General features: G+C 55.1%; 16 protein-coding genes. 9 read left to right on the top strand and 7 right to left on the bottom strand.

What is annotated here, in order from left to right; genetic code table 11:
* Positions 1–18: 18 nt before the first annotated feature.
* The 4 genes from gor (at position 19) to TW80_RS07110 (ending at position 5,186) form a co-directional block, all read left to right on the top strand.
* Positions 19–1,374, top strand: coding sequence for a glutathione-disulfide reductase (gene gor, locus TW80_RS07125; RefSeq protein ID WP_045996559.1), 1,356 nt, complete (start codon positions 19–21; stop codon positions 1,372–1,374).
* Between the two features lie 76 nt (positions 1,375–1,450).
* Positions 1,451–2,632, top strand: coding sequence for an FtsH protease activity modulator HflK (hflK, locus tag TW80_RS07120; protein ID WP_045996558.1), 1,182 nt, complete (start codon positions 1,451–1,453; stop codon positions 2,630–2,632).
* Positions 2,632–3,513 (top strand): protease modulator HflC, encoded by an 882-nt coding sequence (hflC, locus tag TW80_RS07115; protein WP_045996557.1) that lies wholly within the window; start codon positions 2,632–2,634, stop codon positions 3,511–3,513. Before hflK ends, hflC begins: the two co-directional genes overlap by 1 nt.
* 179 nt (positions 3,514–3,692) lie before the next feature.
* Positions 3,693–5,186 (top strand): Do family serine endopeptidase, encoded by a 1,494-nt coding sequence (locus TW80_RS07110; protein WP_045996556.1) that lies wholly within the window; start codon positions 3,693–3,695, stop codon positions 5,184–5,186.
* A gap of 45 nt (positions 5,187–5,231) precedes the next feature.
* On the opposite strand, the gene TW80_RS07105 is transcribed toward TW80_RS07110, so the two are convergent.
* Genes TW80_RS07105 through TW80_RS07095 form a run of 3 tightly spaced genes read right to left on the bottom strand, consistent with a single transcriptional unit; the run spans position 5,232 to position 8,754 of the window.
* Positions 5,232–5,615 carry a GFA family protein gene (locus tag TW80_RS07105; protein WP_045996555.1) on the bottom strand — a complete coding sequence of 128 codons (384 nt, stop codon included), beginning with the start codon at positions 5,613–5,615 and terminating at the stop codon, positions 5,232–5,234.
* Positions 5,599–7,704 carry a TRAP transporter permease gene (locus tag TW80_RS07100; protein WP_045996554.1) on the bottom strand — a complete coding sequence of 702 codons (2,106 nt, stop codon included), beginning with the start codon at positions 7,702–7,704 and terminating at the stop codon, positions 5,599–5,601. Before TW80_RS07100 ends, TW80_RS07105 begins: the two co-directional genes overlap by 17 nt.
* Positions 7,705–7,752: 48 nt before the next feature.
* Positions 7,753–8,754, bottom strand: coding sequence for a TAXI family TRAP transporter solute-binding subunit (locus tag TW80_RS07095; RefSeq protein ID WP_045996553.1), 1,002 nt, complete (start codon positions 8,752–8,754; stop codon positions 7,753–7,755).
* A 288-nt stretch (positions 8,755–9,042) separates the two neighbouring features.
* On the opposite strand from TW80_RS07095, the gene TW80_RS07090 reads away from it, so the two are divergent.
* Entirely contained in the window at positions 9,043–9,366 is a 324-nt protein-coding gene (locus tag TW80_RS07090; protein ID WP_045996552.1) for a 2Fe-2S iron-sulfur cluster-binding protein, read from the top strand.
* Positions 9,366–10,118 carry an FG-GAP repeat domain-containing protein gene (locus TW80_RS07085; protein ID WP_045996551.1) on the top strand — a complete coding sequence of 251 codons (753 nt, stop codon included), beginning with the start codon at positions 9,366–9,368 and terminating at the stop codon, positions 10,116–10,118. The genes TW80_RS07090 and TW80_RS07085 overlap by 1 nt, the downstream gene beginning before the upstream one ends.
* Here TW80_RS07085 and cobS read toward each other — a convergent pair.
* Positions 10,111–10,839: an adenosylcobinamide-GDP ribazoletransferase gene (cobS, locus tag TW80_RS07080; protein ID WP_045997085.1), complete on the bottom strand. Its 729-nt coding sequence runs from the start codon at positions 10,837–10,839 to the stop codon at positions 10,111–10,113. The genes TW80_RS07085 and cobS overlap by 8 nt on opposite strands.
* A gap of 100 nt (positions 10,840–10,939) precedes the next feature.
* Here cobS and cobT point away from each other — a divergent pair, with 100 nt between their 5' ends.
* Complete coding sequence (gene cobT / locus TW80_RS07075; protein WP_045997084.1) at positions 10,940–11,950, top strand: nicotinate-nucleotide--dimethylbenzimidazole phosphoribosyltransferase; 1,011 nt, start codon at positions 10,940–10,942, stop codon at positions 11,948–11,950.
* Here the strand turns inward: cobT and TW80_RS07070 are convergent.
* Both TW80_RS07070 and TW80_RS07065 read right to left on the bottom strand, forming a co-directional pair.
* Entirely contained in the window at positions 11,947–13,821 is a 1,875-nt protein-coding gene (locus tag TW80_RS07070) for a monovalent cation:proton antiporter-2 (CPA2) family protein (protein WP_045996550.1), read from the bottom strand. The two genes, cobT and TW80_RS07070, sit on opposite strands and share 4 nt — an antisense overlap.
* Before the next feature lie 91 nt (positions 13,822–13,912).
* Entirely contained in the window at positions 13,913–16,384 is a 2,472-nt protein-coding gene (locus TW80_RS07065) for a hypothetical protein (RefSeq protein ID WP_045996549.1), read from the bottom strand.
* 189 nt (positions 16,385–16,573) lie between these two features.
* Between TW80_RS07065 and TW80_RS07060 the strand changes: the two genes are divergently transcribed.
* A complete protein-coding gene (locus TW80_RS07060) occupies positions 16,574–16,987 on the top strand; it encodes a VOC family protein (protein WP_045996548.1) in 414 nt (137 codons plus the stop codon).
* A gap of 12 nt (positions 16,988–16,999) precedes the next feature.
* On the opposite strand, the gene TW80_RS07055 is transcribed toward TW80_RS07060, so the two are convergent.
* A complete protein-coding gene (locus tag TW80_RS07055) occupies positions 17,000–18,001 on the bottom strand; it encodes a hypothetical protein (RefSeq protein WP_045996547.1) in 1,002 nt (333 codons plus the stop codon).
* 374 nt (positions 18,002–18,375) lie between these two features.
* Between TW80_RS07055 and TW80_RS07050 the strand changes: the two genes are divergently transcribed.
* Positions 18,376–19,683 (top strand): ABC transporter substrate-binding protein, encoded by a 1,308-nt coding sequence (locus tag TW80_RS07050; RefSeq protein ID WP_045997083.1) that lies wholly within the window; start codon positions 18,376–18,378, stop codon positions 19,681–19,683.
* Positions 19,684–19,709 lie beyond the last annotated feature (26 nt).

The raw sequence follows: 19,709 nt of genomic DNA, 5'->3' as shown, positions 1-19,709 counted from the left end.
ACAGAATGGAGCCTGCTTATGACATTTGACTATGACCTCTTTGTCATTGGTGGTGGTTCTGGTGGTGTGCGTGCCGGCCGCGTTGCGGCGGCAACCGGTGCCAAAGTCGCTTTGGCCGAGGAATTTCGCATGGGTGGCACCTGTGTGATCCGGGGCTGTGTGCCCAAGAAGCTCATGGTGTTCGCATCAACCTATTCTGAGATGTTCGAAGATGCGCGCGCCTACGGTTGGGACGTCACTGACGGCGCATTCGACTGGCCGCGTTTTCGCGGTAAACTGGATGCCGAGCTGGAACGGCTTGAGGGGATTTACCGCAAGCTGCTGAACGGATCAGACGTTACGATTTATGACGCGCGCGCAACGATCAAAGATGCTCATACTGTTACCCTGTCCACGGGCGAAGACATCACTGCGAAGCATATTTTGGTCGCAACTGGTGGACGCCCCGTCCTACCGCATATCGAAGGCGCGGAATATGGGATCACCTCGAACGAGGTCTTTAATCTGGAACAACTGCCCAAGTCGATTTTGATCGTTGGTGGTGGGTATATTGCTTCGGAATTTGCGGGGATCATGAATGGTCTTGGTTGCAAGGTGACGCAGTTTTATCGCGGAGAGCAAATCTTGCGCGGCTTCGACAATGAGGCACGCGGGCTGGTTGCCGAAGGCATGCGTGCAAAGGGTGTCGATCTGCATCTGGGGACGAATGTTCTAAAGATGGAAAAACGCGATGAAGGCATTTGGGTCCAAGCCACCAATGGTAGCGAAGCGATCTATGATCAGGTGATGTTTGCCACCGGCCGCGCGCCAAATACCGAGGGCATGGGGCTGGCCGAAGTTGGCGTTGAACTGGGCCGTAGGGGCGAAATCATCGTGGATCAGTACAGCCAGACAAAGGTCCCTTCGATCTTTGCGATTGGCGATGTGACTGATCGTGTGCAGCTAACTCCGGTTGCTATTCGCGAGGGCATGGCCTTTGTCGAGACAGTGTTTAAGGGGAACCCGACACCGGTTGATCACGACCTGATACCGTCCGCTGTCTTTACGCAACCTGAACTTGGCACCATCGGCCTGACCGAGGAAGAGGCTGCAGAAAACGGTCCAATCGAAGTCTATTCCACGTCGTTCAAACCGATGAATCATGGCTTCGCAGGGCGCGATGACCGCGTTTTGATGAAATTGATCGTCTGCGCCGAGACCCGCAAAGTACTGGGTTGTCATATCGTGGCCGACCACGCAGGCGAAATGATCCAACTTGCTGGTATCGCGGTGAAAATGGGCGCAACCAAAGAAGACTTTGACCGAACAGTTGCGGTCCATCCGACCATGGCAGAAGAGCTTGTAACAATGAAAGAGCCCGTCAGGACCGCTTGATTTTGCGGTCTGATGGCACACATGGCATTATGACAGCCAAGACATTGGCTGAAGAATAAGGGAAGCTGAGACAAATATGGCAGGAAACTCTGGTGGCCCGTGGGGCGGCGGCGGAAACAGCGGCGGTGGAGGCGATGACCGTAATCGTGGTGGCGGGCGGAAACCCGGCAACGATTCTGGCATGTCCGAGATTGATGATCTGGTAAACAAGGGTCGCGAACAGCTTCGTGTTTTGATGGGTGGGCGCGGTGATAATCGCAGCAACCGTCCGACAAATGGCGGCGGCAGCGACGGCGGCCCAGAAATCACACGTGGTATGGTTGGCGTTGGCGTCGTGGGGGCAGCGCTTCTTTGGGCGTTTGCATCTTTTTACACCGTTAAACCCGAGGAAAAATCCGTCGAGCTGTTCTTGGGCAAATTCACCGAGGTTGGCGAACCTGGTCTGAACTTTGCGCCATGGCCTTTGGTGACCTACGAAAAGGTCGCAGTGACCGAAGAACAACGGATCGACATTGGTACATCGACCAGCGGTCAAGAGGCCGGTTTGATGCTGACGGGCGATGAAAACATCGTGGATGTCGATTTCCAAGTTGTGTGGAACATCGAAGATCCTGCCGAGTTCAAGTTTACACTGCAAGACCCAGTTGCCACGATCCGTGCCGTGGCGGAATCCGCCATGCGTGAGATTATTGCGCAATCTGATCTGACACCAATTCTGAACACGAACCGTGGTGTGATCAGCGAACGTCTTGAGGTTCTGATCCAGCAAACTTTGGATGAATACCAAAGTGGCGTGAACATTGTCCGTGTGAACCTGAACAAGGCCGAAGCGCCTGACATTCGTGTCGAGGTGACCGACGCCGAAGGTAACATCTCGCTCACTTCACCGTTTGATGCCTTCCGCGAGGTGCAAAACGCTGAGCAAGAGGGTGCACGTTTGCAAAACGTCGCAGATGCCTATGCGAACCGCGTTGTCGCTGAGGCCCGCGGTGAAGCCGCACAAATGCTAGAGCAGGCCGAAGGTTACCGTGCCGAGGTTGTGAACACCGCCCTAGGTGAGGCATCACGCTTTAGCGCTGTGCGCGAGCAATATGATCTTGCCCCTGAAGTGACCCGGAAACGGATCTATCTGGAGACCATGGAACAGGTCATTGGTGGGGTCGATGTCATCCTGCTTGATGAAGATAAAGAGGGTGGACAGGGCGTCGTGCCGTATCTGCCGTTGAATGAACTACGCCGTTCCGGAGGGTCAAACTAATGAAACGCTCTGCATTTATCCTACCGGTCTTGGCTGTCTTGCTGATGGTCGCACTTTCATCGATGTTCATCGTTGATGAGCGCGAGAAAAAGCTCGTGTTGCGGTTCGGCCGCGTCGTACAAGTCCACGAAGATCCGGGCCTCGCGTTCAAAGTGCCGTTCTTTGATGAGGTCGTGCCTTACAGCGATCTGATCTTGTCGCGTGACCCTGCGCAAATTCGTGTCATCCCAGAGGATCAACGTATCCTGATTGTTGATGCTTTTGCCCGTTATCGCATCGAAGACGTCACCAAATTCCGTCAGGCTGTTGGTTCAGGCGGGCAAGCAAATGCTGCCAGCTCTTTGGATAAGATTCTTGACGATAGTATCCGTGAAGTTCTGGGTTCAGTGACTTCGAACGACATTTTGTCAGTTGATCGTGCAACACTTATGAACCGAATTCGTGACCGGACAAACACCCGTGCTGAGAACCTTGGTTTGTCGATTATCGATGTACGTCTGAAACGTACTGACTTGCCGACAGAAAACCAGACAGCGACCTTTGCCCGCATGATCGCAGAACGTGACGAAGAGGCGGCTGACCTGCGCGCGCGTGGCCGTGAGGCGCAGCAGCGTATTCAGGCCGCGGCCGACCGGACAGCGGTTGAGCTACGTTCAGAAGCACGCCGCGAAGCCTTGGTGATCCGTGGTGAGGCTGACGGTGAGCGCAACCGCATCTTTGCCGAAGCATTTGGCGCCGATCCCGAGTTCTTTGAATTCTACCGTTCGATGACGGCCTATCAGAACTCGCTTAAGGGGGATAACACCACCATGGTTTTGTCGCCGGACAACGATTTCTTTAACTACCTAAAATCAGACGTGGGTAGCGCCATCGCTGAGTAACATCGCCAGATGGTCAAAAAATCTGAGGGCTGGCCAAAGTGCTGGCCCTTTTTATTTCGATTTATGTTAAAAGATCACAGGCTGGTGAGATAGTTTGTGTTGAATGTTTCCGAGCATAGATAGAACAATGCCTAGACTGGTCGCGACTTTTATCGCGTTTCAAAACATCACAAGGAGTAATGCCCGTGGAATCAAAGGTCATCGCAATGCAGCAAGAACAGGGGCAGGCGCGCCGCTTGCTTGTCGCGGGTTTTGCTGCGCTGTCATTGGCGACTGCATTTGTCTTTGCTCAGGTCACGGTGGTTCACGCGCAAGAGCGTCCTGAAACATTTGCTGATCTGGCTGAGCAAATCAGCCCGTCAGTTGTGAATATTACCACTTCGACAGTCATCGCAGGGCGGACTGGGCCACAGGGCCTATTGCCCGAAGGATCACCGTTTGAGGATTTCTTTAACGATCTCGAACGTGGACCGGGGCAGGGGCCGGGATCGCAGCGGTCGTCCGCTCTTGGCTCTGGGTTCGTGATTTCTGAGGACGGATATATCGTCACCAATAACCACGTGATCGAAGGCGCAGATGAAATTTTGATCGAATTCTTTCCGGGTGGCGAACCTGGTGTACCTGCAGAGCTGATCGGCACAGACCCGAATACTGATATTGCTGTACTGAAAGTTGACTTGGATGGTCTGCCATACGTTACCTTTGGCGACAGTAACGACGTGGGCGCACGTGTCGGTGACTGGGTCATGGCCATGGGGAACCCGCTGGGGCAAGGCTTCTCGGTCTCTGCTGGTATCGTGTCTGCGCGCAATCGTTCGCTGCAGGGCACATATGATGACTACATCCAGACAGATGCTGCGATTAACCGTGGGAACTCTGGCGGGCCATTGTTCAATATGGACGGCGAGGTCATCGGCGTGAACACCGCGATCTTGTCGCCGAATGGTGGTTCAATCGGGATCGGGTTTGCGATGTCTTCGGCTGTTGTGACGAATGTTGTCGATCAATTGATCGAATTCGGTGAAACCCGCCGTGGTTGGCTGGGCGTTCGCATTCAGGATGTGACACCAGATATGGTGGATGCCATTGATGGGTTGGACCTTGCCCGCGGTGCATTGGTTACTGACGTACCTGCTGGCCCGGCCGAGGATGCAGGGATGCTGTCTGGCGATGTCATCGTAAATTTTGACGGTATCGAAATCGAAGATACGCGCGAATTGGTTCGCATCGTTGGTAACTCGCCGGTTGGCAAAGAAGTCCCGGTTGAGGTGCTGCGCAATGGCGACACGGAACAACTGACCGTGGTCTTGGGACGTCGCGAAACCTCAGAGGCCGTCGCTTTCCCCGCGTCGAGCGATGTCGAAGAAGCACCAGAAACATCGGATATTCTAGGGTTGAGCCTGTCAGAGATTACGCCTGAGCTCTCTGAGCAATACGGCCTTGATATCGAAGCAGGGCTTGTCATCACTGCGATTGACGGCGCATCGGAAGCCGCATCCAAAGGCCTGATCGAAGGTGATGTCATCACCGAAGCAGGACAGCAAGCTGTGACAACCGTGGCAGAGCTTGAGGGTCGTATCCAAGAGGCCAAAGACGGCGGTCGCAAGTCGATCCTGATGCTGGTCCGTCGCGGCGGTGACCCGCGTTTCGTGGCGCTACCTCTGGACGAATAAATCCACCGGATATCTTGCAAAAGGGGCCGCTTTATGCGGCCCTTTTTACGTTGGATTTTGGGTGATCCCGTCAGTGAGTTCGTAGTAGTCACCCTTTTCGCCGGTAAAGATATGCATCGACAGACTAAGCTGTGTTTCCCCGTCTAAGGCCCCCATGGCAACGGCCGTCCAATCCTGAAACAGTGGATCCCAAAACAGCGTAGACCCGCAGGTTTTACAAAACCCGCGTCTGGCCTTTTCTGAGGCGTGATACCATGTGATCTGATCCGTTCCCGTGATGCGCAACGCGTCCTTGGGGATATCAATCGAGGCAAAGAAATGCCCCGACTGTTTTCGACAACTGGTACAATGGCAGGCGTTACCCGTGGTCGGGGATTGATCCGCCGAAAATGTAATTGCACCGCAAAGGCAGCTACCCTGAACTGGCATGATGAACTCCTGACTGAATATCGCGACGATTCCAGATCAAGAGCCCAATGACAAGCAACGCAGCAGGGAGCTGAACCCAAAGCGCGAATGGCCAGATACAGGCCGCCCCCGCACAGATCATCACCGCACGTAGTACTGGACCAATTGGTTGCTCCATGCACCCTTGCAGGGCGGCAGCGATAGCATAGATACCGACAACCCCAAACCCAAAGATGATCAGCATGACACCCCAGTCACCCGACAGGAATGGCGTATAGGCGATCATCAGGGGAACGATGTACAGCCCCTTTGCCAGCTTCCAACTGGCGATGCCTGTTGCCATTGCTGGTGCTTTGGCGATTGCTGCGGCGGTAAAGGCCGCAAGCGCGACAGGGGGGGTGACATTACTGTCTTGGGAGAGCCAAAAGATGATCATATGTGCCGACAACAATGCAGCCATGGCGACCTCTTGCGGGACAACCAGATCACGCAGCGGGGCCGCGACCTCAAGCGGGAGCGTCTTGATGATCGCAGCCGCCTCTGCATGTGTAAGTGGCCCCGCCAATACAGATGGATCAGGGATGCCAAACATCAAGATCGCATTGGCCGCATCTCCCATAGTACCCGCCGCCAATGCCTCGATCACAAAGCGGTCACTGATCATGCCTGCCAAGGCCGGTGCGGATAGCGTGGCGAGAACGATGTAAGCGGCTGTGACAGGCAGGCCCATGCCTAGAACAAGGCTCGCGATGGCGATCAAGATAATCGCAATCAACAGATTTCCGCCCGCCCATTTTGCAATCATCAAGCTGAACGTGTTTCCGATACCCGCAGTGGCGATCACGTTCACCACCAATCCCACAGCGCAGAGCAACACAGCCGTCATGATCATCCCATTGGTGCCCATGATCATGGCCTCAACGACGGCGCGCGGACCCATTGGGTTTTGGGTCAGCCAGCTGGATCCGATAACCGCCACGATCCCAAAGACTGCTGCATAGGCCGGGGTGAACCCCGACACTAATAGTGCGATCAATCCGCCAATCGGGATGACAAAGCTTGCCCCACCTTTGGCAAAGGCCGAGCGCAGCGTTTCCCCGTCGCTTTCCATCGGGCGTAACCCGAGGCGGCGGGCTTCGATACGGACAAAGAATGTGACCGACAAGAAATACAACAGCGCAGGCAAGGCTGCGACGGCCACGATGGTTTCATATGGAATCTGGGTAAAGCTGGCCATGACAAAGGCACCAGCCCCCATGATCGGCGGCATTAACTGCCCGCCTGTTGAGGCGGCGGCCTCAACCCCGCCTGCGAACTTGGGGGGAAAGCCCGCCTTTTTCATCAACGGAATTGTAATCACACCCGTAGAGGCCGTGTTCGCAACGGCAGAGCCTGAGATCGTCCCCGTCAAACCAGAGGCGATCACAGCGACAATGCCTGGCCCGCCTACCATGCGTCCGGCCACGGCGCGGGCAAGATTGATGACGAAATCGCCTGCGCCCGAACGCAAAAGAAACGCGCCAAAAATGATAAACAGAAACACATATGTCGAAGAAATCCGCGCGATGGTTCCGAACATCGCATCGTCACCGTAAATCGAACGAAACGCGATGGATTCCCATGACAGCCCCGGAAAGGAAAACACGCCTCCGATGTATTGCCCCCAAAACCCGATATAGCTAAGCGCAATGATGATCAGTGATGGAATAACCCATCCCGTCAAGCGCCGCGTCAGTTCAATCGCGCCAATGATACATATTATGGCCGCGGCCCAATCGAGCCAGATAAACTTTACCCCGCGATCGTATATCCCGTTTTCTGCAAAGGGCAGATAGATCGCAGCCGCCGCAATAAGCAACCCAAAGCAAAGGTCAAAGAAGGTTCCAGCTTTGCTCTTGGTTTTGCCCTTGATCGCGGGAAATAGAACAGCCGCAAGAAAGGCAAACCCGGCAAAGTGGTAGGCGTTGCGCTGGGTCTCTGAGATGATCGGATCAAAGGCAACATAGATGTGCCCGGCAGCGATGACAAAACACAGGATGGACAGGGCAATATGAGGCGCGCCACGAAAGCTTCGCTGCGCTAACCCTTCGGCGGGGCGTTCTTCGGACATGGGTATTTCCTAGCAAAATGGCCCGCAGTGATGCGGGCCAAACTGGACTTAGTTTGCGATCAGACGGTCGGGGATATCAACACCGACCTCTTGGTAATAGCGCACCGCACCTGGGTGCAGCGGGACAGGTAGGCCAGCGATAGCAGACTCAATCGCCATTACTTTGGTTGCTGGGTGAATCGCTTGCAGGAATGGCAAGTTCTCATAGATCGCTTTGGTGATCTGATAGACGTTCTCTTCTGGCAGATCGGTGTGTGTCGCCAAAAAGTTCGGCTGTGCGATGGTATTCACATCGGTGTCTTGACCGGGGTAGGTGCCCGCTGGGATCAAATATGGGGTCCACAGTTCACGCCCACCGTCTGCGGCGGCCAGCTCTTCTTCGGTGAAGGAAAGCATCGTGACACTATCACCGGCGGCGGCCATCAACTGGCTGATCGCGCCTGTTGGAACACCTGCCGGCGTGCCGATACCTTTGACTTGACCGTTTTGTAGCGCCTCGGCTGATGGGCCGTAACCACCGTAAACCAGTTCGTAGTCTGTGTTGATATCAACCCCGAGCCCAGCAAGCAGCGCGCCGTTTGATCCGATGGTGCCCGAGTTTTGTGAACCCAACGCCATTGCTTCGCCCTTTAGCGCGACCATATCGGCCATCGTGCCGGTTGTGGCAGCATCCGACGCAACGACAAACTGTTCGACGTTTTGCCATAGCATCGTGACCGAGCGCAGATGCTCTTGTGGGCCGGATTCAGCAACTGGGCCCGTGCCTGTTGCCGCATAGTAGCCGTACAGCCCCTGAAGGATCGCAAATTGTGCTTCACCTTCGCGGATCAAACGCACATTTTCACCCGATCCGGCCGAGCTAATGGCGGACATGCCGATTTTCTCTTTCGGCTCCAGTTTTACTTTTACCAATGTCGAAAGAGCGACCCCAACTGGATAGTAGGTTCCGCCAGTCGAAGCTGTCGCTAGGATATAGCTGGCTTCCTCTGCTTGCGCAGCCGGAGCGGCCAGCACAAAACCTGCCGCAACTGCGGCTTTGAAAAATGTCATAGTGTATCCTCCCAAAGATAACGGTGTCGCTGGTTTTGCCAGCGTCTGCAAATATGAAACAATGCTAATGACCGAGGGGCAAGCAGTTTATTGAATTTCTTGTCAGTCGATTGAAAACACAGATGAAATCGTAACCGAAGCCACCATGTGAGTTTGATTCTTGATGATAACCGGAAAAATCACGGCATCGGTTTCAGATCATAGGTTTGTGATTTACGCTGGCCCCGCCTTTACAGGTGATTTACTAATGCGTGAAACACTAGTGTAAGCACAAAGGATCATAGCAACATGGCCAAGATCACCTATGTCGAATTCGGCGGTAAGGAACACGTCGTTGACGTCGCAAACGGTTTGACCGTCATGGAAGGTGCCCGTGACAATGGCATTCCGGGGATTGAGGCGGACTGTGGCGGTGCTTGTGCTTGCTCTACCTGCCATGTCTACATCGACGATGCATGGGTTGATAAACTGCCTGCAAAGGACGGCATGGAAGAGGATATGCTGGACTTTGCCTATGAACCTGACCCGGTAAAGTCGCGCCTGACCTGTCAGCTCAAGGTGACCGACGATCTGGAAGGGTTGCGGGTCCTTATGCCAGAAAAGCAAATGTGATGCGGATTGGCGCGTTCCTCTTGGCCGCTTGGCCCATCGCGACGGGCGCGCAAACCATTTCCTCTGCCCAATTTGTTGAACCCACGACGCGCTACGATCATGGCATCTTAGGCGATGCGATCGAGTGGGGCGGGTTGGAGATAACAACAAACGGCGGAGCGGCCGATAGCGGCTTGATTTTGCGCGGTCGTAAGCAAAAAACTTGGCCGATCGACCTGCCTGAAGATCAGGTGTTCGAAGATTTAGCACCCAGATTGTGGGACGTCACTGGTGATGGACAACCCGAAGTCGTCGTCATCCACACCCATATTCAACGCGGTGCGCGATTGGTCGTTCTGGGCGTCGGTGACAACGGGGTGCTGACCCAAATTGCGCAGACGCCTTATATTGGCCGGACACATCGATGGCTTGCTCCGATTGGGGCGGCGGATCTGGATGGTGATGGCGCAATTGAGATTGCGTATATTGATCGTCCGCATCTGGCAAAAACGCTGCGTATTTGGCGTTTCGCCGAAGGTGCACTGACCCATGTTCTTGATGTGCCGGGATTAACCAATCACCGAATCGGCGAGGATAGCATTGCTGGCGGTATTCGCGATTGCGGTGGCGCACCCGAGATGATCACCGCCAACGCAAACTGGACCCGTGTGGTTGCGACCACTTTTTCGGATGGTCGCGTGCAAACCCGCGACCTTGGCCCCCATGAGGGGCGCGCCTCTTTTGAGGCTGCGATGGACTGCACGCTTAACTAATCAAGGCGAGCAGTAAGACGATTTCAGTGATCTGTTGGGTCGCGCCCAGAATATCACCGGTTTGTCCGCCGATCTTTTGCTGTGCAATAATGCCGCAGGCAAGGGCTACGATCCCCGTGCCAAGGATTAAGAACGGAAGCCCGCAAAGCACCCCGATAATTGCGGCGGCGGCAATAGATACCCACAGTGTTGGCAATGTCGGTCTACCGACAGATTGGCTAAGTCCCGTTGCGCGGGCGTTTGGCAAAGTGGACATCACGCCAACCATGCCACATCGGCTAAGTGCTCCAATGGCAATCAGTCCCGTCCAATAGTGATCAAATGCAATCAGCGCCGACAGTGCCAGCCAGCGGATCAGGACAGAAAAACACAGCGCCAAAACGCCGTAGACCCCAATATTGCTGTCTTTCATGATCTCAAGGCGGCGTGACTTGTCCCAGCCACCCCATAGCCCATCGGCAGTGTCGGCAAGCCCGTCTTCGTGCATGGCACCCGTGATGATCGCGCTGATGGCAAGGGTGATCGCGGCAACAATTCCGGCGGGCAGACCTACCCAGATCAATAGGCTCGCCGATGTAGCCAAAATTACGCCGACAAGCGCACCGGCCAACGGATATGCCCAAGCAGATGCCGCCCCGCGCGCCAAGGCCCGTTCTTGTGGAACGTGAATGGGTATGCGGGTTAACAACCCAATCGCCGCCGGTAGATCAATTGCGTCCATGAGTTTGACGTCGCGATTGTCCAATGGGATGCCCCTTGTAGCCTTTTCTTTGCTGGCTTGATCGTTAGACATAAGCAACGATTCACGCAACGAGGTCATGATGCAAGCGCCGTTCAATACACTTTCCGAATTCCGCGAAACCTTGGCGCAGGCGCCAATGACCGACAGCAAAAGCGTGCAAGCTGCACAAGAACGCAATGGCCAACTGACGAAACCACCCGGTGCTTTGGGCCGTCTTGAGGACCTCGCCATTTGGTACGCAGGCTGGCGCGGCACGGCCAAGCCCCAGATTTCTGCGCCACAGGTTGTCATTTTTGCGGGTAATCATGGTGTTTGTGCCCAAGGCGTTTCCGCCTTTCCCCCCGAGGTTACTGTCCAGATGGTTGCTAACTTTGAACATGGTGGCGCTGCGATTAACCAATTGTCGGCAGCATTTGGTGCGAAAATGGATGTACACGCCTTGTCGCTCGAGACACCCACGGCGGATTTCACCCAATCACCCGCGATGACAGAAGCAGAGGTTGTCGAGGCCCTACAGATCGGATGGGACGCTGTTGATCCAAACAGTGACCTTTTGGTGACTGGCGAAATGGGGATCGGCAACACCACCTCTGCTGCGGCGGTTGCTGCGGCTGTTTTGGGTGAAAACGCGGCGGATTGGACCGGGCGTGGAACAGGTGTTGATGACGCTGGATTGGTGCGCAAGACCGAAGTTGTGGCTAAGGGGCTAGCGCTGCATGAAACGGATGACCCGCTAGAGGCGCTGCGCTGTCTTGGCGGGCGCGAGCTTGCCGCGATGGCAGGGGCGATTGCAGCGGCGCGCCATCACCGTATCCCCGTAATTCTGGACGGGTTTATCTGCTGTGCTGCCGCAGCAACCCTTGCAAAATCGGTTGAGGGTGCGTTGGATCACACTGTTGCCGGTCACCAAAGCGCCGAGGGCGCACATGGCCGTCTGCTCTCTGCACTTGGTAAGGAACCTTTGCTAAACCTCGGGCTGCGTTTGGGCGAGGGATCAGGGGCGGCGCTTGCGATTGGCGTTTTGAAGGGCGCAATCGCCTGTCATTCCGGCATGTCCACATTTGCCGAGGCGGGTGTTAGCGCAGGCTAACTATCTTTGTTTTCGTTAGTTTGCTGCCGTGTGGCCAATGCCGTTTCCAGATCATTGTTAAGCGCGCGTGCGCGTTCAACATAGTCAGGCAGATCAGATACAGGCACACCAGGTTGCCACAGATCGGCCAACTCACGCATCGCGCGGCGGTCATGCTGATAGAACGTCTGCTCTGCTTCGGCGGCCTCAAACTCGGTGAGCCCAAGGTTCTCTAACGCGTAGCGCCCTGCGCGCAATGAGCTGTCGAACATTTCGCGGACGATGTCGTTGGCGCCAGCGGCGTATAGCTCATAAACATGTACGCGATCGCGGGCGCGGGCGACAATATGCAGGTCTGGCCGCGCTTTGCGCGCGTAGCTGACCAGTTTGGTGGCGGATGCTTTGTCGTCTATCGCCACCACGAGAACACGCGCATCGTCTAGCCCCGCCGCGCTAAGTAGGTCAGGGCGGGTCGGGTCGCCAAAGAACCCGCGAAACCCGAATTTACGCATCATTTGCACGGTCTGTAGATTGCTGTCGATCACAACGGTTGAGAAACCTGCGCTTTGCACAAGCCGGTTCACGATCTGCCCAAACCGCCCGATCCCAGCAATAATGACCGTGCCTTGCTCATCGACTTCGTCATGCTCGGGCGTGTCACTCTCGCCAATCCGGCGGCTAAGTAAATCGTATATGATAAACAAAAGCGGCGTGATCAGCATGGACAGCGCAATCACGAGCAAGAGCCGCCCGGCTAATCCGTCGGTTAGTACGCCCTGTTGTGATGAGAACGAGATCAGCACAAACCCGAACTCACCCGCCTGCGCGAGGCCAAGCGTGAACAGCCACTGATCTTTGCCCTTGAGCTGGAAAACATAGCTCAATCCATAAAGGATCACGCCTTTGATCAGCATGACACCTGCTGTGAGGCCAAGGATATAGGCAGGGTCGGCAAAGAAGAGATCAAAGTTTATGCCCGCACCAACCGTGATGAAAAAGACGCCAAGCAGTAGGCCCTTGAACGGTTCGAGGTCGCTCTCCAATTCGTGGCGAAATTCAGAGTTCGCCAAGACAACGCCAGCAAGAAATGTGCCTAGCGCAGGAGACAATCCGACAAGCCCCATCAAGACCGCAATTGAAACAACTAGCAGCAGTGCAAACGCTGTGTACATCTCGCGTAGTCGGGCATGGTGGATGTAGCGAAACAAGGGGCGGATCAAAAACACCCCGACCAAAATAATCGTCGCGACAGCACCAATGGTGACCAGCGTTACACCCCAACCCGGTAACCCATCGACAAGGCTCATGCTGCCGTGGGCGTCATGTGCATCGTCGCTGACACGTTGCATTGACCCGTCAGGGGCCAGCCGTAGCAGCACAGGTGTGGCCAGCAGCGGCAAGAGCGCAAGCATCGGGATCACAGCGATATCTTGGGTTAGCAATACCGAAAACGTGGATCGCCCGCCCGCTGTTTGCATCAGCTTTTTCTCGGTTAACGTCTGTAGGACTATGGCCGTTGACGAAAGCGCAAAGATCATCCCGATCGCAAGAGATACAGTCCAATCATAGCCCATCAGCATACACACGCCCATGATCGTCATCATGGTTAGCATCACCTGCATGCCCCCCAAGCCGATCAGTCGCTTGCGCATATCCCAAAGGGCGCGCGGCTCTAACTCTAGCCCGATCAAAAAGAGCATCATAACAACGCCAAATTCTGCGAAATGCTGGATGTCTTGGGTTTCTGTCCCAACCAGACCCGTCAGCGGTCCAATCACGATCCCGGCCAAAAGATAACCAAGCACAGAGCCAAGCCCGAGCCGCGCCGCGAAGGGAACCGCGATGACGGCTGCGCCCAGATAGATTGTTGCCTGAAGTAGAAAATTTTCCATGGGGCTAGATATGGATACTCGATGGCTGTGCCACAACGCGCAATGCGATTAATGTTTTGCGGTCTGGTTTGTTATGTTGGCCAAGGGCCTTTCAGCCGCCGGGCAGTTCCAAAACCACGGTACGTCCGCGCTTGACGTAGTTCAACACACCATTGCCAATTGCGGTCACCTGTCCGCCATCTAGGGAACTGCCGACCTCGACGTGCTGGTAACGACCATTGCCAAGCCGAACGAGCGCACGCGGCGCATTGGGGCGGCCATAGATGCCAATCAGGTTCAGGTCACGCAGGCGGATCACGCCGTCTTGCGTCGCGGCGCGTGCGACGCCACCGGGCACCGGGGCATAATTTTGTGGTGCGACCGAGGCAGCGACTGGCGGTGCAGCTGCTGGCGCTGGTTGGGTTGCTTGACGCTCACGTGCGGCGGCCACAACCCGGTCAAAATTGCGGGGACGCAATGTTGGGCGCACTGAGGATGCAACAGCCTGAGCAGTCGGGGCAACAAAGGGATCTGTTTCGCCTTCGGCGATGACGCTTTCGAGGATCGCAGTAATATCGGGGGTGCCGGGATCAGGCGTCGGGGACACAGGAACCAGTCCATCTGGGCGTGATTGCGGGCGTAGCGTGTCCTCTGCGATTTGATCTGCGGCGTCATCCGTCAGCGCATCAAGTGTCACTGCCCCAGCGGTTGCGGTGTCCTCTTGAGGCGCGTCATCTTGCGGAAGAGCCGCATATTCTGGTCGCGTTGGCGGCGTGATCGCTGGGCGACCCGCGATGACAACCACACCGTCGGGCGCGTTCGCGACGATCTCCATCTGGGTGCGTTGCTCTTCGGTCAGTTCCGGGCGAACTCTTAGGTTGTCATTGGGCAACCCAGCAAAGACCACTGCGCCCTGCGGCGTTGGTGTCCCTTCTTCGGATGGAATGATTTGTCCGCTTTCATCAAGTGCAAATGAAACATCCGCGGCAGGCGGGTTGTTTGGTGCGAGGAAGCTTTGATCCGCCTCGGGGCCATCCATCGTTAAGGAATCGGGCTGTATACCGCGATGCGCGGCGGTTACCTCGGACGGCAGGTCCACATTTGCAGCGGCCTCAATCCGGGGGCTGTCAACAAAACGCGGGGCACGCTGCCATACACCTGTTGCCTCATAGGCGGCTTGGGCTTCGGCCGGGCTTAGTACACGCCCCGTGACGCGCGGGGTCTCGGCGTCTTGGGATAGGGGATCTTGTGTCGCGGGCGGCGGTGGGCTCGCGGTAAATAGCGTTGGTGCAACGCCGACATCGGCTGAAACAATAGCAAGCGGCACGGGCCGCGCAGTGGATGTTTCGGTAATTTCTGCGGGGAGAATGACGTCGCTTGGCCCGACGTCCAGATAAGACATGCGTGCGACCTGCAAGTCGTGAGCCTCAGGAGCGCGGTCTTCGACTGTGACTTCGGCAATCACGTTTGGCGCGTCGACAGGTGCGACAACGGCAGGAGCTTCGACGATTTCTTGGGTCGTTGAGGGGGATGCCTGCGGCGCCCATTGCCACCAAGCAAAGAGAGCGGCGGCTGCGGCACTCGCCGCGATCGCAGTAATCACAACAGTACGATTGCCTTTCTGAGCGGTCGAAGCTGTTTGCGTTTTGGTTGCCGTCAGTTTTGGCCCAGAGGCAGATGTGGCTTTGAGTGGCGTGATCGCGCGCAGGACAGGTTTTTCCCTGCGCAACCGTTCAGGATAGATTTCGCGAATTGCCGGGTGCAGGCCGATTGTCGAGGCAAAGCTGGGATTTGCGACAACCACATTACGCTTTGCTACGACCGGGGCAGGGGCGGGGATTGGCCCTGCGTGATGCTCTGAAATGATGCGGTCTAACAATTTTGGTTGCGCGAGCGCGGGTGCCTTGGGTGCCGATACGGGTGGCTCTGGCGGCACGACGATCGCTGCGGGCGTCTCTACGGTAACCGGCGGGGCGAGGTCATTCAGCAGGTCGGATTCGTCGGGGGCGTCCGGGATGGGAGCCATGACCAGTAAGCGGGATTTAACCCGTGTCCCTACTTTCATTACTGGCAACTGGTCGCGCTCTGGCAACACGCCATCATCTAAGATCTCGTTGGCGATGGATGTTGGCCCAAAGAACACTTCTTTTTGAAAGGTAAAGGGCTCTGGCACGGCAACAAATGCAACCGGATTGAATTGATGCGCACTTGCGAAGCTTTCTGCTTCTTGCAGGGTTTCTTTGGTAACTGCGGCGATATGCGTGCGCCCACCAGAACGTTCGTAATCAATCACCAGATCGTCGAGATCGTAAGGGGTCGCGCCTTCGAGGGCGGCATGAACATCATCAAGCGTCGTTTGGGTGCTATCAATGGCCAGATACTTAATCTGATCCATTGGGATGATCAGCTTGCTCCGGATGCCGCTTGGATCAAGCCCGAGAGCTTTTTCCCGCAGGCGGGCCAGAACAGCATCAAGATTTTCGTCTTCTACATCAGCACCACCAACGCGTTTCCAGCCGCGTGTGACCCGATGCAAAAGTTCAATACCTTCAAAAGAAAGAGAGAGCGCAAAATTTGTCGTCATGTGCCGAATCTAGCATATTGGTGTTCTCGGCAAAATGCGTTTTGCCCCCGCAGCGAAAGCGTATAGCAGAAAACTGCCCACGCCAAGGGTGCCGACATCTTTGTGAACGATCTCCGAAGCTGTGTTCGTTGCGTTACTTTTGGCCGTGTGTAAGGTCGAACAGTAACTATGAAGCGGGGCCAAATAAAAATGACTTATCCATTCCATCTCGCGTTTCACGTCACTGACTTGGATGTCGCCCGAGATTTCTACGGTCAGGTTCTGGGCGCAACAGAGGGACGCTCAACAGACACTTGGGTCGACTTTGATTTCTTTGGGCATCAACTGAGCCTGCATCTGGGTGAGCCGTTTCCAAATGCGGCGACAGGCAAGGTTGGCGATCACATGGTGCCCATGCCGCATTTTGGTGTCGTTCTACCGCTGCCCATATGGAAAGATTTGTCTAACCGTCTGACGGCCCGCAACACCGAATTCATCATCCCGCCGTCTGTCCGATTCGAAGGTGAACCCGGTGAGCAGTGGACCATGTTCTTTCGGGATCCATCTGGAAACCCTATTGAAGTCAAAGGGTTTGCTGATTTTTCCGGGATGTTCGAAAAATAGGTCGTGCGGAACCTAACGCATCCAGAATCCGGCTGATTTGATTTTGTTGCGCAGCGATTTTTCGTAGCGCGGCAGATCGTTTTGATCAAAGAGCGCACGCACCTTTTGGCCACGCCCTTGGAAAATCATGCGTTTAAACGGGTTATATTGTTTAAGTATTTTCTTCACCTTGTTCGGTGCGGCGATCTGTTCAAGTGCGGCGATATTACGGTCGCTTTCACGCGCGTAAAACAACGGGAGCACACGGTAGTGGCAAGAGACATCGCCGTCTAACCCGCTTAGCTCTGGTGCGGGGCGCCCGCCGCCAAATGAATGAATAACGAGCGGAAGCACGATTTGGTCGAGCCAAGGATCAAGCGGTTGGATCACCAATTCTGGCGGAGGGTTATCGCGGACAGAGACTGCAAACTCTGTAAATCTTTTGCCGAACGCGACAGGGTCCGCGCCATAAAACCAACCTGCGTTGAAATAGAGGTAACGTTCCCAATATTCGTCCGGCTGAGATAGATCGAGGCTGCTGTCAAAGTCGAGGTCAAAGCGATCGTAGAGTGATTTCCAGATGGCCGTATATCCGGGCCAGTATAACTCTTCGACGGGCCATGTTCCTTCGCGCTGCATCGAGGCAGCGGGGCGATCAAAGTTGAAGGGGACAGAGCCGATATCGCCTGTGATGATCGTATCCGTATCAAAAAACACAAAGGGTTCACCCTCTGGCATCGCGATAAGCGCCTCAATCTTATTGCCATAAGGGTAGGAGCTGCCGAAATGCTCGGACTGAAATGGCCTGATCTCGGCGCCCATGCTGATAAGGGCGTCTTTGATATCTCCCGGCATGCGCGGATCGTTGTCCCACCGCGGGCCGGGCTGTGGCTCTGCGACGATTAGCTTGCCGGTGAAATCTGGTGCTGAATGACGCAATGATGCGGCAAAGAGAATAGCTTCGTAGGCAAGCCTGCCAGACTGTCCGATGATCACGATGTTAAACTGTGTCGTCGTTGAGTTCGAAGAAGTCATCGGTGATCCGTTCGCGGTCTTGATCTTGCTAAGGTCCTATACTGACCACAGGCTTACACGCAACTCTGCTTTGATGCTGATTTACTAATGATTGATGGGGTGGGTTGGTAATCAACCTAAATGTGCATTTCCGATCATTCAAGAATCGCTTCTGAGGGCGGGGTGTGCTATTGTTTCGATATTGCGAAATGTAAGAATATTATGCTGCAAGTGCGAAGGTCATACTTTCCGCGCATAAAAATCTGAAAATTGCGGTATTCGCGTGTGTTTCGTATATCAACTTGTTCAAAACGTATAGGATATGAACAGTTTCATCCGTCAGTCTTGTAGAACGCGTTGCCAAAAGCAACATGACGACTTTTTGGGAGGAAAATATGAAATCTCTTCGTAATACTGCGCTGGGGCTGACCCTGGGCGTAGCCGGTGCCTCTGTGGCTGTTGCCGGTGAATTGACAATCGCGACCGTAAACAACGGTCACATGATTGAAATGCAAAAGCTGACACCAGCATTTGAAGCTGCAAACCCTGACATCACCGTAAACTGGGTCACACTGGACGAAGGCACACTGCGTAGCCGCGTCACAACTGACATCACCACCAAAGGTGGCCAGTTCGATATCATGACAATCGGCATGTACGAAGCTCCGATCTGGGGCGAGCGTGGCTGGTTGGAAGCGCTGGAGTTCTCTGACGCCTATGAGGTTGACGATCTGCTGCCAGCAATGCGCAACGGTCTGAGCCATGACGGCACGCTCTACGCTGCTCCGTTCTACGGCGAATCTTCGATGATCATGTATCGCAAGGACCTGCTGGACGCAGCTGGCATGGAAATGCCTGACAACCCAAGCTGGGGTCATATCCAAGACGCTGCTGCGGCAATGACCGACAAGGACAATGGCGTTTACGGCATCTGTCTGCGCGGCAAGCCAGGCTGGGGCGACAACATGGCGTTCCTGTCCACAATGGTTAACTCTTTCGGTGGTCAGTGGTTCAACGAAGATTGGACACCTGCACTGGATAGCCCAGCATGGAACCACGCTGTAAACTTCTATGTTGACCTGCTCAACAACTACGGCCCTCCAGGTTCTTCTGGTAACTCGTTCAACGAAATCCTTGCTCTGATCAACGAAGGCAAGTGTGGCATGTGGATCGACGCAACGATCGCTGCGTCCTTCGTATCCAACCCTGAGCAGTCTCAGGTTGCGGACGTGATCGCATTTGCTCAGGCTCCACAGGCTGTGACAACACGCGGTGCGAACTGGTTGTGGGCATGGGCTCTGGCAATCCCAGCAGGTACAAACCAAGCTGAAGACGCGCAGAAGTTCATCGAATGGGCGACATCCAAAGAGTACATCGAACTGGTTGCTGAAACCAACGGTTGGGGTGCTGTTCCAACAGGGACACGTCAGTCAACATACGACAACCCGAACTTCACAGATGCGGCTGTCTTTGCCGAAGCTGAGCTGAAAGCGATCCTCTCTGCTGATCCAGAGAACTCTACACAGAACCCATCTCCTTACACTGGCGTTCAATTCGCTGCGATCCCAGAGTTCCAAGCAATTGGTACGGCTGTTGGTCAGCAAATGACTGCTGCGCTGGCTGGCGATGTGTCCGTAGAGGAAGCTCTTGAAGCTGCTCAAGAAGCTGCCGACCGCGAAATGCGTAAGGCTGGCTACTACTAAATTCCTCCCGATTTGGGGCGGCGCCA

It is taken from the genome of Loktanella sp. S4079 (assembly GCF_000967725.1).
Lineage (GTDB): Bacteria > Pseudomonadota > Alphaproteobacteria > Rhodobacterales > Rhodobacteraceae > Yoonia.
This window is presented reverse-complemented; position numbering and strand designations above follow the sequence as displayed.

Coding starts and splice junctions, on each gene's coding strand:
- TW80_RS07105 (WP_045996555.1), bottom strand. CDS start 5,615: ATGCCAGTTCAGGGTAGCTGCCTTTGCGGTGCAATTACATTTTCGGCG.
- TW80_RS07065 (WP_045996549.1), bottom strand. CDS start 16,384: ATGACGACAAATTTTGCGCTCTCTCTTTCTTTTGAAGGTATTGAACTT.
- TW80_RS07050 (WP_045997083.1), top strand. CDS start 18,376: ATGAAATCTCTTCGTAATACTGCGCTGGGGCTGACCCTGGGCGTAGCC.
- cobT (WP_045997084.1), top strand. CDS start 10,940: ATGCAAGCGCCGTTCAATACACTTTCCGAATTCCGCGAAACCTTGGCG.
- TW80_RS07070 (WP_045996550.1), bottom strand. CDS start 13,821: ATGGAAAATTTTCTACTTCAGGCAACAATCTATCTGGGCGCAGCCGTC.
- TW80_RS07100 (WP_045996554.1), bottom strand. CDS start 7,704: ATGTCCGAAGAACGCCCCGCCGAAGGGTTAGCGCAGCGAAGCTTTCGT.
- cobS (WP_045997085.1), bottom strand. CDS start 10,839: ATGGACGCAATTGATCTACCGGCGGCGATTGGGTTGTTAACCCGCATA.
- TW80_RS07110 (WP_045996556.1), top strand. CDS start 3,693: ATGCCCGTGGAATCAAAGGTCATCGCAATGCAGCAAGAACAGGGGCAG.
- gor (WP_045996559.1), top strand. CDS start 19: ATGACATTTGACTATGACCTCTTTGTCATTGGTGGTGGTTCTGGTGGT.
- hflC (WP_045996557.1), top strand. CDS start 2,632: ATGAAACGCTCTGCATTTATCCTACCGGTCTTGGCTGTCTTGCTGATG.
- TW80_RS07055 (WP_045996547.1), bottom strand. CDS start 18,001: ATGACTTCTTCGAACTCAACGACGACACAGTTTAACATCGTGATCATC.
- TW80_RS07085 (WP_045996551.1), top strand. CDS start 9,366: ATGCGGATTGGCGCGTTCCTCTTGGCCGCTTGGCCCATCGCGACGGGC.
- TW80_RS07095 (WP_045996553.1), bottom strand. CDS start 8,754: ATGACATTTTTCAAAGCCGCAGTTGCGGCAGGTTTTGTGCTGGCCGCT.
- TW80_RS07060 (WP_045996548.1), top strand. CDS start 16,574: ATGACTTATCCATTCCATCTCGCGTTTCACGTCACTGACTTGGATGTC.
- hflK (WP_045996558.1), top strand. CDS start 1,451: ATGGCAGGAAACTCTGGTGGCCCGTGGGGCGGCGGCGGAAACAGCGGC.
- TW80_RS07090 (WP_045996552.1), top strand. CDS start 9,043: ATGGCCAAGATCACCTATGTCGAATTCGGCGGTAAGGAACACGTCGTT.